General features: G+C 73.3%; 14 protein-coding genes. 8 read left to right on the top strand and 6 right to left on the bottom strand.

Annotated features, from left to right (window positions below):
• Positions 1-247 precede the first annotated feature (247 nt).
• Positions 248-1,000 (top strand): histidine kinase, encoded by a 753-nt coding sequence (locus ACZ6ZR_RS11735; RefSeq protein WP_465641869.1) that lies wholly within the window; start codon positions 248-250, stop codon positions 998-1,000.
• Between the two features lie 37 nt (positions 1,001-1,037).
• Here the strand turns inward: ACZ6ZR_RS11735 and ACZ6ZR_RS11730 are convergent, their stop codons facing one another.
• A complete protein-coding gene (locus ACZ6ZR_RS11730) occupies positions 1,038-1,604 on the bottom strand; it encodes a TetR/AcrR family transcriptional regulator (protein WP_465641867.1) in 567 nt (188 codons plus the stop codon).
• A gap of 133 nt (positions 1,605-1,737) precedes the next feature.
• Here ACZ6ZR_RS11730 and ACZ6ZR_RS11725 point away from each other — a divergent pair, with 133 nt between their 5' ends.
• Positions 1,738-2,607, top strand: a complete 870-nt coding sequence (locus ACZ6ZR_RS11725) for an alpha/beta fold hydrolase (RefSeq protein WP_465641865.1) — start codon at positions 1,738-1,740, stop codon at positions 2,605-2,607.
• 82 nt (positions 2,608-2,689) lie between these two features.
• Positions 2,690-3,193, top strand: a complete 504-nt coding sequence (locus ACZ6ZR_RS11720; RefSeq protein ID WP_465641863.1) for an HPP family protein — start codon at positions 2,690-2,692, stop codon at positions 3,191-3,193.
• A gap of 91 nt (positions 3,194-3,284) precedes the next feature.
• On the opposite strand, the gene purN is transcribed toward ACZ6ZR_RS11720, so the two are convergent.
• Both purN and ACZ6ZR_RS11710 read right to left on the bottom strand, forming a co-directional pair.
• A complete protein-coding gene (gene purN, locus ACZ6ZR_RS11715; protein ID WP_465641861.1) occupies positions 3,285-3,878 on the bottom strand; it encodes a phosphoribosylglycinamide formyltransferase in 594 nt (197 codons plus the stop codon).
• Between the two features lie 89 nt (positions 3,879-3,967).
• Positions 3,968-4,774 (bottom strand): alpha/beta fold hydrolase, encoded by an 807-nt coding sequence (locus ACZ6ZR_RS11710; RefSeq protein ID WP_465641859.1) that lies wholly within the window; start codon positions 4,772-4,774, stop codon positions 3,968-3,970.
• Between the two features lie 182 nt (positions 4,775-4,956).
• Between ACZ6ZR_RS11710 and cmk the strand changes: the two genes are divergently transcribed.
• Both cmk and der read left to right on the top strand, forming a co-directional pair.
• A complete protein-coding gene (gene cmk, locus ACZ6ZR_RS11705) occupies positions 4,957-5,667 on the top strand; it encodes a (d)CMP kinase (protein ID WP_465641857.1) in 711 nt (236 codons plus the stop codon).
• A gap of 122 nt (positions 5,668-5,789) precedes the next feature.
• Complete coding sequence (der, locus tag ACZ6ZR_RS11700) at positions 5,790-7,232, top strand: ribosome biogenesis GTPase Der (RefSeq protein WP_465641855.1); 1,443 nt, start codon at positions 5,790-5,792, stop codon at positions 7,230-7,232.
• Positions 7,233-7,302: 70 nt separating this feature from the next.
• On the opposite strand, the gene ACZ6ZR_RS11695 is transcribed toward der, so the two are convergent.
• Both ACZ6ZR_RS11695 and ACZ6ZR_RS11690 read right to left on the bottom strand, forming a co-directional pair.
• Positions 7,303-7,734, bottom strand: a complete 432-nt coding sequence (locus tag ACZ6ZR_RS11695; RefSeq protein ID WP_465641853.1) for a hypothetical protein — start codon at positions 7,732-7,734, stop codon at positions 7,303-7,305.
• A 177-nt stretch (positions 7,735-7,911) separates the two neighbouring features.
• Positions 7,912-8,772 (bottom strand): hypothetical protein, encoded by an 861-nt coding sequence (locus ACZ6ZR_RS11690; RefSeq protein ID WP_465641851.1) that lies wholly within the window; start codon positions 8,770-8,772, stop codon positions 7,912-7,914.
• Positions 8,773-9,362: 590 nt separating this feature from the next.
• Between ACZ6ZR_RS11690 and ACZ6ZR_RS11685 the strand changes: the two genes are divergently transcribed.
• The 3 genes from ACZ6ZR_RS11685 (at position 9,363) to ACZ6ZR_RS11675 (ending at position 11,354) form a co-directional block, all read left to right on the top strand.
• Positions 9,363-10,154 carry a transglycosylase family protein gene (locus tag ACZ6ZR_RS11685; RefSeq protein WP_465641849.1) on the top strand — a complete coding sequence of 264 codons (792 nt, stop codon included), beginning with the start codon at positions 9,363-9,365 and terminating at the stop codon, positions 10,152-10,154.
• A gap of 157 nt (positions 10,155-10,311) precedes the next feature.
• A complete protein-coding gene (locus tag ACZ6ZR_RS11680) occupies positions 10,312-10,641 on the top strand; it encodes a transglycosylase family protein (protein ID WP_465641847.1) in 330 nt (109 codons plus the stop codon).
• Between the two features lie 47 nt (positions 10,642-10,688).
• Entirely contained in the window at positions 10,689-11,354 is a 666-nt protein-coding gene (locus ACZ6ZR_RS11675; RefSeq protein ID WP_465641845.1) for an alpha-ketoglutarate-dependent dioxygenase AlkB family protein, read from the top strand.
• Positions 11,355-11,391: 37 nt separating this feature from the next.
• On the opposite strand, the gene ACZ6ZR_RS11670 is transcribed toward ACZ6ZR_RS11675, so the two are convergent.
• On the bottom strand, positions 11,392-14,013 hold the full coding sequence (locus ACZ6ZR_RS11670; protein ID WP_465641844.1) for a DUF6493 family protein: 2,622 nt from the start codon (positions 14,011-14,013) through the stop codon (positions 11,392-11,394).
• Between the last annotated feature and the right edge of the window lie 415 nt (positions 14,014-14,428).

The raw sequence follows: 14,428 nt of genomic DNA, 5'->3' as shown, positions 1-14,428 counted from the left end.
TGATCCATCTCCCCAGGTGTCACACACCATCAACGCGCCAACCGGCAGCAAGACACGCCACCGGCGAGTACACCTGACCAAGCCCTACTAGTGCCGTGCACGGCACTAGGGACCGCCTCCTCGGCGGCGCGGGCCCGGCCGCGTCGGGGAGGCGGCCCCTTCGGGCATCGGGAGGTACCTCCTGAGGAGGAGGGGGCTCGGTCCGGCGGGTGACGCGGGGGCGGGGGGCGCTCCGTAGCGTGGGGGCGTGTACCGACTCCATGAGTGGTTCCTCAGGTACCCCGTCGTCGGTGACGCGCTCTGGGCGCTGGTCCTGTTGCTGCTGGGCCTGCGGGAGACCGTCGCCGCGCCGGGGCCGGACGGCCTGCCGCAGTACGGCGGCCTCGCGCTGGGGACGGTGTTCGCCGGGCTGGCGCTGCTGCGCCGCCGGTACCCGGACGCGGTGACGCTGGTGGCGGTGGTCCTCGGGGCCGGGCTGCTGGCGGGCGGGGCGCCGTTGCAGTGGCCGGACCTGGGCTTCCTGGTGCTGGCGCGCTGGGGGGCGTTCCGGGGGTCGGTGCGCACGGCGCGGATCGCCCTGGGGGCGGCGGTGCTGGTGGGCCCGGCGCTGGTGGTGCGCGGGGTGGCCGACGGCGGTCTGCGCCCCTTCGCGCCCTGGGAGCTGTCGGAGATGGCGGTGCTCTGCTCGGTGCCGTTCGTGGCGGCCTGGGGCGCGGGCGTGTGGGCCAGGGCCCGGCAGGCGGTGGCCCGGGAGTTGACGGACCGTGCGGAGCGGGCCCGGGAGGAGCTGGCGCTGTCGGCCGTGCGGGCCCGGATGGCGGTGGAGCTGCACGACGTGATCGCGCACGACCTGACGGCGATGACCGTGCAGGCCGGGGCGGCGGGCCACGTGCTGCCCGCGCACCCGGGGCTCGCCGGCGAGGCGGCCCGGGGCGTGGGGGAGTTGGGGCGGAGGGTGCTCGCGGAGCTGGACCGCCTGGAGCGGGTGCTGCGGGCCTGAGGCCGCGAGGGCTGCGAGGGCTCGGGGTGACGGCCGGTCAGGGCCGGGGCGGCAGCATCGCGTCGAGGAGGGTCTCGGCGGCCGCGCGGGCCTGGCCGGCGGTCTCGGGGGTGCCCATGATGCCGGCCGTGGCCATCGCGCCGTTGGCCAGGATGGACAGTTGGTCGGCCAGCAGGGGCGGGCCGCCGGCGGCGGAGACCAGGACCCGGAAGTGGTTGTTGAGGCTCTGCTTGTGGGCGCGGGCGAGCTCGGTGACCTCGCTGGAGACCCCGCCGAGCTCGCCGAACGAGTTGATGAAGTTGCAGCCGCGGAAGGTGGGCTGGGCGAACCACTCGGCGAGGTGGTCGAAGACGTCGAGTATCCGCTCGCGGGGGCTCGCGCCCGGGCGGGCGTGGGTCAGGATCGCCTCGTCGGAGGTCACGCTGCGGCGGCGGAGCACGGCTCCGACCAGGTCGTCCTTGGACGGGAAGAGCTGGTAGAGGCGCTTCAGCGACACGCCTGAAGCGGTCCGGATGGCGTCCATCCCGACGGACTGCACACCTCGTTCGTTGAACAGCTCCTCGGCGCTGTCGAGCACTCGGAGTTCGGCTGTCTCGGCGTCCATGAGTGATCTCCCCTTGCATCGAGAACGAAGGTTCTCTACTGTATACCTCAGGGCGGGAGAACGAAGGTTCTCCTGCCCTGCGAGGAGAACGCTCGTTCTCTACTTTTGTTCACTTCTTATCAAGGAGCCCGTCATGACCGCCTTCGCCACCCGGTACCGAACCGCCCGCGTCGACGGGGTGGAGCTCGCCTACCGCGAAGCCGGTGACCCGACCAAGCCCACTCTGGTCCTGCTGCACGGTTTCCCGTCCAGCTCGCACATGTTCCGCAACTTGATCGCAGACCTTGCCGACGAATACCACCTGATCGCCCCCGACCATGTCGGGTTCGGCCGCTCGGCCGCCCCGGCCGTCGAGGACTTCGAGTACAGCTTCGCGAACCTCAGCCGGCTGACCCTCGGGCTGCTGGACCAGCTCGGCCTCGAGAAGTTCTTCCTCTACATCCACGACTACGGCTCCCCGATCGGCCTGCGGATCGCCTCCGCCCACCCGGAGCGCGTCTCCGGTCTGATCGTGCAGAGCGGCAACGCCTACGAGGCGGGCTTCACTCCCTTCTGGAAGGTGCTCTTCGACCACGCGGCCGACCGCCCGGCCCACGAGCCCGAGGTGCGCAAGCTGCTCACCGTCGAGGCCACCGAGTGGCAGTACACCCACGGTGTGCCGGAGGACCGCCTGGAGCGGATCGCCCCCGAGGCGTGGCTGCTGGACCAGGCGGGCCTGGACCGTCCGGGCAACAAGGAGGTGCAGCTCCAGCTGTTCTGGGACTACCAGTTCAACCTCGGCGACTACCCCGCCTTCCAGGAGTACTTCCGCACCCACCGGCCCCCGACGCTGATCACCTGGGGCAGGAACGACGAGATCTTCGGCGAGGCCGGCGCCGTCGCCTACGCCGACGACCTGCCGGACGCCGAGATCCACCTGCTCGACGCCGGGCACTTCGCCCTGGAGAGCCACGGGCCGGAGATCGCCGCGCTGATCCGCGAGTTCCTCGTCCGCAACGCCTGACCTGACGTACCGCCAGCAGGCAGGCGGGCGACCGGCGTACCGTCCCGTCCCGTATGCCCTGCCGCTCCCGAGGAGGAGTCCGATGTCCGAGTCCACTGCCACCAGGCCGCCCGTTTCCCTGCTCCGCGTCCTTGCCGGCCGACGGGCGGCGCTGACCGCCGGAGGCGTGGCGCTCGCTTCGGTGCTGCTGCTGGCCGTCTTCCAGCAGCTGACCGGCCTGCATGTGTTCGCCATCCCGTACATCGCCACCGCCGCCGTGCTGGCGCTGGCCCCCAGTGCTCCGCTGGCGACGCCCCGGGCGGTGCTGATCTCGTACCCGGTGTCGGTGCTGGTCGCGCTGGCGGTGACCGAGGTGTTCGGACACTCGCACTACACGACCGGGGTGGCGGTGGCGCTCACCGTCCTGGCGCTGGCGCTGCTCAAGGCCCCGCACGTGCCGGCGGTGGCCGCGGCCGCCTTCGTCGGACTGCAGTCGCCCGGTGCCTGGTACCTGCTCGACCCGATGGTGCCCGGAGTGGTGCTGGTGCTGGCGGTGCCGGTGCTGGTGAGCCTGCTGAAGATCGGTTACAAGTACCCGGCCGGCTGAACCTGCGGGTGACGCACGGGAAGGCCTCGCCGATTCCCCCGGCGAGGCCTTCCGGCGTTTCCGGGGCGGACGGAGGAGGAGTGACGGGGGGTCAGCCGGTGGCGGCCGTGGCGAGGTGGCGGACGGTGGCCGGGAGGAGCGTGTGCTCGGCGGTGAGGACGCGGGCGGCCAGGGTCTCCGGGGTGTCCGCCGGGAGGACCGGCACCTCCTGACGGGCGATCACCGGGCCCTCGTCGTACTCCGCCGTCACCTGGTGGACGGAGGCACCGGAGACGGTGTCCCCGGCGGCGAGCACGGCCGCGTGCACGTGGGCGCCGTGCATGCCCGGACCGCCGTGCCGGGGGAGCAGGGAGGGGTGGACGTTGACGATCCGTCCCGCGTACGCGGCGAGCACGGCCGGGCCGATCTTGCGCAGGTAGCCCGCCGTCACCACCAGGTCGGCGCGGTGCAGGGCGAGGGCGTCCAGCAGGGCCCGGTCGAGCAGTTCGGGGTCCGGGTGGGTGCGGCCGGACAGGTGCAGGGCCGGGATGCCGAGCTCGCGGGCGTGGTCGAGCGCGCCGGAGCCGCTGTTGTTGCTGACCACCAGGGCGACGGCGTAGCCGGAGCCGGGGAGCCGGGCGTCGGCGGTCAGGGCCCGGAGGTTGGAGCCGGCGTGGGAGGCGAGGACGGCGACCTTGAACGTCATGAGGGTGATCATGGCAGCCGGAGGTGGACCGGTGCGGGCCGGGTACGTCGCACTGCCGGCGGGCGGCTGGGGGCGGGGCTGACGGGGCCTCAGAGGCGGGACAGGAAGGCGCGGACGGCCTCGGCGAAGGCGGCCGGGGCGGCGGTGTGGACGAAGTGGTCGGCGTCCAGGGTGACCAGCTCGGTGCCCGGGCGGCGGGTGGTCATCGCGGTGGCGAGCGGGGCGGGCAGGCAGGGCATCCGGTTGCCGCTGACCAGCAGGGCCGGGCAGTGGCTGCCCAGCCAGTCGGCCCAGTGGTCGCCGTGCACCTGGCTCTCGGAGCGGACGGTGTCCCCGGGGTGGAAGGGCAGCCGCCAGGAGCCGTCCGGGAGCGGGCGCAGGCGCTCGCCGACCATCGCGGCGATCGGGCCGAGGGCGGCGAGCAGCTCCTCGCGGCCGGGGGCGGTGTAGGGGAGGGCCAGGACGAAGGAGAGCGGGCTGGGGCCGTCCGGCAGCTCGGCCGGGCCCTCCTCGTCGATCAGGGCGGAGACCAGCTCGGGGTGACGGGCCGCCAGCTGGTAGGCGGTGATGCCGCCGCCGGAGTGGCCGAGCACCGGGAGCGGGCCGAGCCCGAGGTGGTGCAGCAGGGCCACCACGTCGGCGAGGTAGCCCTCGCGGTCGTAGTCCGCCGCCCGGTCGGAGTCGCCGTGCCCGCGCAGGTCGGGGGCGATCACCCGCCACTCGGGGGCGAGCAGGCGGGCCACCTCGGTGAAGTCGGCGCCCTCGGAGAGGTGGCCGTGCAGGGCCAGCAGCGGGCGGCCGGCGCCGCCGAAGTCCAGCCAGGAGAGGCGGCGGCCGTCGGCCAGGACGAGGGTCGAGCGGACGGGGGTGGTGGCGGCGGTGGTGGCGGCGGTCATGGTGACAGCTCCTCGAAGTGGGGGCAGGGCGGGTGCGGTTCGGTGAGCTGAACTCTAGCGAGGATTTGTACAAGCGTGCAAGACGTTTGTCTTAGTCGCTTGCGGTCATGGCCGGGGAAGCCCGGCGGGTCGACTAACCTAGAGGTGGTCCCCTGCCTGCAGTACGAAGAGAGGTTCACGCCGTGGACACTGCCGACCGAGCGAACGCCCCGGTCGTCGTCGCCATCGACGGACCCTCCGGCTCCGGCAAGTCGACCGTCTCCCGGGCGGTCGCCGCCCGGCTGGGGCTGAGCTTCCTGGACACCGGCGCGATGTACCGCGCGATGACCTGGTGGATGCTCGCCAACGAGGTCGACGTCAACGACCCCGAGGCGGTGGCCATCGCCTGCTCCAAGCCGGTGATCGTCTCCGGCACCGACGCGGCCGGCCCCACCATCACGGTGGACGGCCAGGACGTCTCCGGCCCGATCCGCGGCCAGGAGGTCACCTCGCAGGTCAGCGCCGTGGCCGCCGTCCCGCAGGTGCGGGCCCGGCTGGTCGAGCTGCAGCGGGGCTGCGCCCGGGTCGCGGAGCGCGGCATCGTCGCCGAGGGCCGGGACATGGGGTCGGTGGTCTTCCCGGACGCCACCGTCAAGATCTTCCTCACCGCCTCCGAGGCGGCCCGCGCCGAGCGCCGGGCCACCGAGCTGCGGGCCAAGGGCCTGGACGAGGCGACCATCACCGCGATGGCCGCCGATCTGGCCCGCCGGGACGCGGCGGACTCCTCCCGGGAGACCGCCCCCCTCACCCAGGCGGCCGACGCCGTCCTGGTGGACACCAGCGACCTGACGCTGGACCAGGTGATCGGCACCATCGCCGCCCTGGTCGAGCAGCGGGCCGGTCTCGCGGTCTGACGACCGCTCACTCTCTCGCGTCTGCCGGAGGTTCCGGCCGGACGCACCGCGCTGCCCCCGTGGGGCAGGTACGCACGGCGCATCCCTGGGAAGGGACGGGCCGGGAAACGGAAGTACGGAACATGAGCAACGACAACGACTCCTACGGCGAGCTCGACGCCGCCGACTACGCCGAGTTCATGGCGATGGCCGCTGAGGAGGGCATCGACGGCGAGTTCCTCGACGGCGAGATCGAGGGCCCGCTGCCGGTGCTGGCCGTGGTCGGCCGCCCGAACGTCGGCAAGTCGACCCTGGTCAACCGCATCATCGGCCGCCGTGAGGCGGTCGTCGAGGACAAGCCGGGCGTCACCCGTGACCGGGTCACCTACGAGGCGACCTGGAACGGCCGCCGCTTCAAGCTGGTCGACACCGGTGGCTGGGAGATCGACGTCCTCGGCCTCGACGCGATGGTCGCCGCGCAGGCCGAGCTCGGCATCGAGCAGGCCGACGCGGTGCTCTTCGTGGTGGACGCCACCGTCGGCGCCACCGACACCGACGAGGCGCTGATCAAGCTGATCCGCCGGGCCGGCAAGCCGACCGTGCTCTGCGCCAACAAGGTGGACGGCCCGTCCACCGAGGCCGAGGCCGCGTACCTGTGGTCGCTGGGCCTGGGCGAGCCGTACCCCGTCTCGGCCCTGCACGGCCGCGGCTCCGGCGACCTGCTGGACGCGGTGCTGGCCGCGCTGCCCGAGGCCCCGCCGCAGACCTTCGACGGCAACCCGATCGGCGGCCCGCGCCGGATCGCGCTGATCGGCCGTCCGAACGTCGGCAAGTCCAGCCTGCTGAACAAGGTGGCGGGCGAGGAGCGGGTGGTCGTCAACGAGCTGGCCGGAACCACCCGTGACCCGGTCGACGAGATGATCGAACTCGGCGGCAAGACCTGGAAGTTCGTGGACACCGCCGGTATCCGCCGCCGGGTGCACCTGACCGCCGGCGCCGACTACTACGCCTCGCTGCGCACCTCCTCCGCGCTGGAGAAGGCCGAGGTCGCGGTGGTCCTGATCGACGCCAGCGAGACCCTGGCCGAGCAGGACACCCGGATCATCTCGATGGCCGTCGAGGCCGGGCGCGCCGTGGTCGTCGCCTACAACAAGTGGGACCAGCTCGACGAGGAGCGCCGCTACTACCTGGAGCGCGAGATCGAGCGGGACCTGGTGCAGGTCCAGTGGGCGCCCCGGGTGAACGTCTCGGCCAAGACCGGCCGGCACATGGAGAAGCTCGTCCCGGCGATCGAGACCGCGCTGGAGGGTTGGGAGACCCGTGTCCCGACCGCCCGGCTGAACGCCTTCCTCGGTGAGCTGGTGGCCGCCCACCCGCACCCGATCCGTGGTGGCAAGCAGCCGCGCATCCTGTTCGGCACCCAGGCCGGCATCCGGCCGCCGCGCTTCATCCTGTTCGCCTCCGGCTTCCTGGAGGCGGGCTACCGCCGCTTCGTCGAGCGCCGGCTGCGCGAGGAGTTCGGCTTCGTCGGGACGCCGATCTCGATCTCGGTCCGCGTGCGGGAGAAGCGCAAGCGCACCAAGTAGGCAGTAATAGCAGTAATAGGGGAAGGGCCCGGGCTGAGGACAGCCCGGGCCCTTCCCTTTTCTGTGTGGGTCAGTACTGGCCCGGGGGGAGGGAGAGCATCGGGCTGCTGCGGTGGCGGCCGCCGACAGTGGTGGGGGAGAGGTAGCCGGTGGCGACCCAGCCCTGGCCGGTGCTCGGGTAGCTCTGCTGGGCGGGCATGAACTGCGGGGTGCCCTGGGCGTGGCCCGGGTAGGTGTGGAAGGTCTGCTGCTGCGGCGGGTACGGCTCGGGGCGCTGGGGGCTGTCGTACGGGGAGCGGGTGGCGAAGCCCTCGAAGCGCATCGACTCCTCGCCGGAGCGGTCGCCCGGCAGGGCGCGGAAGAGGCGGCGGTACTCGGAGTACAGCGCGTCGTAGATCGGCGTCGGTGAGCTCGGGTGCTCGGCGTCGTACGACGGGCGCATGCCCGGGATGGGACGGGTCGTGGGCTGACGGTGGGCGGCGGCGGCCTCGTAGCTGTACACGCAGGAACCAACGAGCCAGTCCGGCCGGGGATGCGGGCAGCGCGGGTGGTGGCCTATGCCGACCTGCGGCGATGTCGAGGGTCCGGTGGGAGGCCTGGGGCCGGAGGTGCGTCAGGGGCCCGGGCGTGGGGGTGACGGCCGGGCCCCTGACGGTGTGTCGGACGGTGTGCCGGGGGCTCAGGTGCCGGCCAGCGGGAGGGAGGCGGCGACCAGCAGGCCGCGGGTGGCGGCCCGGTCGAGGGCGGCGCGGAGCAGGTCCTCGCGGGGCTGGCGGCCGATGGTGCCGGCCGGGGCGGCGTACATGGTGACGGCGGAGAGCTGGCGGGCGGCGGACCGCCAGGACTCGGTGACCTGGAGCGGCTGGTGGGCCTGCCACCAGGCGGCGTTGCTGCCCGCCGGGGTGGGGTGCAGGATCGCGTGCAGCTGACCCATCGCCATCAGGACCGACCAGCCGGGGAGTTGGCCGGGGGCCTTGTCCACGTCGATGACCTGGTGGAAGCCCTGCTCCAGGAGGAGGTCGAGGAACTCGTCCTCGCCGGAGGTGTTGCCGGGGCGGCCGACCGCGCCGGTCGGCTCGATCACCAGGGCGGCGTGGCCGGTGTTCTCGCAGAGCACCAGGCCGCAGGTGATGCCGAGGACGGCGGGCTGGCCGGTGCTGGAGACCGAGGGCTGGCCGGCCGCCGGTGCGGGGGCGGCCGGGAGCGGGGCGGGAGCCGGGGCCGGAGCGGCGGCCGGGACGGGAGCGGGGGCCGGGGCGGACTGGGACTCGTTGATGCTGCGGACGGCGCCGAGCAGCTGGTCCTCGGAGACCGGGACCACCTGGGAGGGGATGCAGCGGGCGTGGGCGAAGGCGAGCACCGCGGTCTCGTCCGCGACGAAGAGCACCGTGCTGGTGGCCTCCCGGCTGGAGTTGCCCGGGGTCCGGCAGGAAGCACAGTCGTAGCTGTCGGGGGCGTGGGCTCCGGCGAGCAGGTTGTCTGCTTCGTCGTCGCCGATCTCGGATCGGACCTCGTCGCTGACTTCGAGCAAGCGCGGCACGGGGGACTCCTCGGTTCGTCTGGGGGTGGTGCGGGCAGCCCCGACCGCCATTACCAACGGGCCCTTGTGGCTGGGGTCACGGGTGAACGGCGCCGCGACGGGATTTGCCGCGATTTCGACTGCGCTGTGTGGATGGGAGGTCGCAATCTGTCGATGCTGTGCCCGAGCTCACAGGGGCTCGAAAGTGACCCAGGTCATGCGGAGGGGATGTTTGATCATGGAAATAGGGGTCAAATCGGACATAGGGCCCACATTTACTTGATCTTTACTGCGGGTAACAGCTGTCTGAGCTGGGAAAACCTGAAAACGTTTGGGATCTGCTGATCCGGCTCGTAGCTTCGTAACCAGTGCAACGAGCACTACCCGGGTTCACCCCCCGGCGCACGGCCCACCGGTTCACCCCGGCGCGGCAGGTGCCCACCAGCGTGAACGCTCCTACGAGCGGCGCAGGTGTGCGGGGAAGGTTGCCGGGACGGCGCGGCACGTCGGAAGAGCGACGCGCACGCCCGTCTTGCGGACATGGCGGACGAAGATCTGGCTCCACGGGGCTTGGTTCCGGCTGCCCGCCCGGGATTGTCGAGAGGATACCCATGACCTTCCGTAACGAGACCGCCGCTGCCACCACCGCCGTCAAGCGCAACCGCGTTCGTCTGGCTGTCATGGGCGGCGCCGTCGCCGTCCTGCCCGTGGCCGGCCTCGTCACGGCGACGTCCGCCTCCGCCGCCTCCGTCTCCACCTGGGACAAGGTCGCGCAGTGCGAGTCGACCGGTAACTGGAGCATCGCCAACGGCAACGGCTTCTACGGTGGCCTCCAGTTCACCTCCAGCACCTGGGCCGCCTTCGGCGGCACCGCGTACGCCTCGCAGGCCAACCTGGCCACCAAGGCGCAGCAGATCGCCGTCGCCGAGAAGGTGCTCGCCTCCCAGGGCCCCGGCGCCTGGCCGGTGTGCTCCGTCAAGGCCGGCCTGACCAAGGGCGGCGCCGCCCCGCAGGTCGACACCTCGGCCTCCGGCTCCACCTCCGAGACCAAGGCCTCGCGCTCCGAGAGCCGCCCCGCCGCCCCGAAGCAGCAGGCCGCTCCGAAGACCGAGCAGAAGGCCGCGGCCGCCCCCAAGGCCGCCGCCGCGCCGAAGACCGAGGTCGCGCCGAAGAGCACCCCGAAGGCCACCGAGGCCCCGAAGGCCGCTCCGAAGGCCGCCACCCCGAAGACCCAGGCCCCGGCCAAGTCCAACGGTGGCAACTACACCATCCAGGCCGGCGACACCCTGAGCAAGATCGCCGCCGACAAGGGCCTGGACTGGAAGGTTGTCTACAACAACAACGCCGGTGTCCTGGGCTCCAACCCCGACCTGATCTTCCCGGGCCAGGTCATCAACCTCTGAACCGTCTGACGCTCCTGTGAGCTGACGAAGTGCCAGCACGGCCGCCCCTTCCTGACGGAGGGGCGGCCGTTGGCGTTTCCGCACGACACGCCGGGCTCCGTCGCCTGGACGGCCCGGCGGTGGTGCCGGGTCTCGCGGGCCGTGCCTTCATGGGCCCATGCGATCGACACTCCTGCTCGCCCTGACCACCGCGCTGCTCCCGCTGGCCGCCGCCACCCCGGCCCACGGGGCCGTCCCGGACACCACCTGGCAGCGGCTGGCCGACTGCGAGAGCGACGGCGACTGGCACGCCAACACCGGCAACGGCTTCTACGGCGGGCTCCAGATCTGGCAGCCCACCTGGCAGGAGACGGGCGGGCTGCGCTACGCCGAGCGGCCGGACCTCGCGCCGCGGCGCCACCAGATAGCCGTCGCGCAGGAGATCCAGCGGCGGCAGGGGTGGAGCGCCTGGCCGCAGTGCGCACGGGAGTTGGGGCTGATGCGCTGATCCGTTCGTTGTCCGCGGGTGTGGGTGCCGGCTGGGAGGATGGGGGTATGGAGCTCTTCCCCCGTGAGCGGTCCGTTCCCGCCCCCGGTGTGGTGCACCTGCCGGACTGGCTCGGCCCGGCGGAGCAGCGCGCGCTGGTCGAGGCCTGCCGGGAGTGGGCCCGGCCGCCGGCCGGGATGCACACCGTGCGGATGCCGGGCGGTGGCGAGATGTCGGTGCGCTCCTTCTCGATGGGCTGGCACTGGTACCCGTACCGCTACGTCCGCACGGTGGTGGACGGGGACGGGGCGCCGGTGAAGCCGTTCCCGCCGCTGCTGGGCGAGTTGGCGCTGCGGGCGGTGGCCGAGGCGTACGGGGACGGGGCGGCGGGGATCGCCGGGGCGGTCGGGTACCTGCCGGACATCGCGGTGATCAACCACTACGCGGACGGCAGCCGTATGGGCCTGCACCAGGACAAGGAGGAGCGGGTGGACGCGCCCGTGGTCTCGCTCTCGCTCGGTGACAGCTGCGTCTTCCGGCTGGGCAACACCGAGACCAGGACCAGGCCGTGGACCGACATCGAGCTGCGCAGCGGTGACCTGCTGGTCTTCGGCGGGCCGATGCGCTTCGCGTACCACGGGGTGCCGCGCACCCTGCCGGGGACGGCGGATCCGGCGCTCGGGCTGACCGGGCGGCTGAACGTGACGGTCCGTCAGTCCGGGCTGGAGGACTGACGGGGCGCGGGGCCCTGGGGTTTCGGGCTGCGGCGGCTCAGAGCAGGGCGTGCAGGGCGCGGGCCTCCTGGAGCAGTTTGGTGGTGCCGGGGCGGGCGGTGAGGGCGGCCAGGGCGGGGAGTTCGAGACCGGAGGGGCCGCAGCGGCGGACGCAGTCGGCGGCCAGCGCGATCAAGTCGGCGGTGCCGCGCGGGGGTTCGGTGGTGAGCAGGTCGGGGAGGACGGCGGCCAGGACGGCCCAGACGGTGCGGTGGGCACCGGCCTCGGCGGCCGTGGTCAGGGCCCGGGCCAGGCGGGTGGGCTTGAGGGAGCCTTCGCCGGCCAGCTCGGCGCACTCCCGGCCGAGCAGCTCGGAGGCCAGATCGCCCCGGGAGGCCAGTACCAGCAGTGCGTCCACCGCGGCGGTCCGGTCCTCGGGGCGCTGGGCGCCGAGGGCGTGGGCGAGCGCGAGGTGGACGGCCGGGCCCGCCGGGCCGTCGGCCTCGGCCAGGTACGGGAGCATCCGGACGCCGTCGCCGGTGCCGTAGTTGGCGGAGAACTCGACGAAGTGGCGCATCAGCCGGGTGGCCAGCTCCTCCCGGTGGTTGGGCAGCACGGCCACCGAGTGCGCGGTGGGTGTCAGCTCGTGGACGATCGCCTCCAGCTCCGCCGAGGGCCCGGTGAGGGTGGCCGCGTAGCCGGTCAACCACGGGGTGCCGGTGGAGAGTTCGGGGAGGGTGGCGGGGTCGACGCCCGGCTGGGCGGCCGAGCGGTAGTCCGTGGCCTCTCGCCAGGACGTCCTGCTGATACCGGTGCGCTGGAGGGTGGTCGGCTGGTGCGGCAGGCCGCCGGTGCGCAGCCACTGGGCGAGGTGGCGCCCGTGCGGGGAGCGCAGCCGGGCGGCGGCGGCCCGGACCTCCGGGGCGGCGGCAGTGACCCGGAGCAGGGCCTGTCCGTAGTCGGCCCGGCCGGGGGTGGCGTCCAGCTCCTCGTACCGGGCCAGCCGCTCCACCAGCGCCGCCGGGTCGAGCGCACCGGTCTCAAGGGTGGGGGTGGCGAGCAGCAACGGGACGCGTTGGCCGGTGAGTTGGCGGGCCGCCTCGATGAGGCGGGAGGCGATCTGGGCCTGGAACGGGTACCCCAGGTCGCGCCGGTACGGGGAGTGCCGGTGGGTGGTCCAGCCCGCCGTCTGCTCGGCGGTCACCAGCCCGGCGGCGGCCTCGCCGACGAAGCGCAGCGGCATGTACGGGGCGGCGGCCAGGACCGGGCCGAGCGCGTCGGCCAGGCCGGGGCCGTCCTGCCAGGCCCAGCGGACCAGGCCGTCCAGGGTGCGCTCGAACTCGGTGACGCCCGGGATCCGGGACAGCGCGGCTGAGAGCTCCTCGGCCGCCTCGGCGGCGCTCCCGACCGGGCCCGGTACCGGCCGTGGCGCCGGGGCGGGCGGGAGCTGCTCGCGGTACGCGGTGGGGTCGGCGGGCTGGGTGGCCAGGCCGAACAGCTCGGTGGCGGTGGCGTGGTGGGCCTGGTCCAACTGCTCTGCGGTGATTCGGAGTTCGACCAGGGTCTGCGGGCTGGCGGCCTGGAGGTGGCGGGCGGTCAGCTTGAGGGCCTGCTCCTGGAGGGTGCGGTCCGGGTGGCCGTAGGCGTCCGCGGTGGCGAGCAGCACCGCCTGGGTGCGGGCCGGGTCCTGCTTCACCGTCCGCTCCAACCAGGAGAGTTGGGCCTTGACCAGCTTCTTCTCGGTGCGGAACAGCACGGTGCGGGAGGCTTCGGTGACCGCTCCTGGGTCGAGCGCGCCGGTGGCGTCCAGCTCGATCAGGGTCTGCTGGGCCCAGCCGGCCACGGTGGAGGGGCCGTCCAGCAGGCCCAGCAGGGTGCGGGTCTCGGTGGTGAGCTCGGCCGGGGTGGGGGCGAGGGTGGTCAAGGTGGCCAGTACGGGCCGGAGTTCGGCCGTGCGGCCGCCGCGCAGCAGGCGGGCGAGGGCGCGGGAGACCAGGGGTGCGCGGTCGAGCACGCCCTCGGCGGCGAGGCGGGCCAGGGCGGCGGGCCAGCGGTCGGACTCGGGCTGGCCGGTCCAGCTGTCCTCCAACACCCGCTCGGTTCCTGTTACTTCGAACATCAGCGGGGCGAGGAGAGGGGTGAAGGAGTCGGCCAGCAGCCGGGCGTGCAGGCCGGTGCCGACCGGGAGACGGCCGGGCAGGTCCGGGCGGGGCCGGGGGGAGGAGCGGTCCTCGGCCCAGTTGAGCACCAGGGCGTCGGTGAGCGGCAGTGGGCAGCCGGTGGTGCGGACCAGGTACTCGGTGACCTGGAAGGGGACGGAGAAGCCGTGGCCGGTGGTGCGGCGGCGGTGCTCGGCCAGCCGGGCGGCGACCCCGGCCCGCCAGGAGTCGGGCTGGGCGTCGATCAGGCGGCGCAGGGCCGGGCGGTGCCAGTCGGTGGCGGCTTCGAATTCGGCGGCGCGGAGCCAGGCGGCGGCCTGGGAAGGAGCGGAGTGGCAGACCGCGCCGGCGACCATCAGGGCGGGGGCGGCAGTTGCGCGTAGGCGCCAGTCGTCGCGGAGCTGCTTGCGCAGGGTCTTCAACTCGGGGAGCAGTGCGCGGCGTTGGGCGGCGGTGAGGGGGAGGACGGCGGCGCTGACGGAGGGGGTACGGCCGGCCAGGAGGTCGTCGGCGAGGGTCATTGGGGCGGGGTCCTTGTCGGGCGGCGGCGGGGCTGGTGGTTTGCGCGCGGTGGCGGGGGACGGTGGTTATGCCGGGGGCGCGGGGAACTGCGCGGGGCGGGAGGTGGTGAACCGGGTGCCGGGTGCGGATGGCCACTTGCAGGTGAATGTCCGTGGCTGGCAGACGGGCGCGTTTCTTCCGGTTCGCGCAGTTCCTCGCGCCCCTGGCGGCCCCTTCGGGCCGCTGGGCCGCCGGGGTGGTGGTGGATGGTGGTTATGCCGGGGCGCGGGGAGCTGCGCGGGGCGGGAGGTGGTGAACCGGGTGCCGGGTGCGGATGGCTACTTGCAGGTGAATGTCCGTGGCTGGCAGACGGGCGCGTTTCTTCCGGTTCGCGCAGTTCCTCGCGCCCCTGACGGCCCCTTCGGGCCTCAGTGG

It is taken from the genome of Kitasatospora sp. NPDC088742, from assembly GCF_055584905.1.
This window is presented reverse-complemented; position numbering and strand designations above follow the sequence as displayed.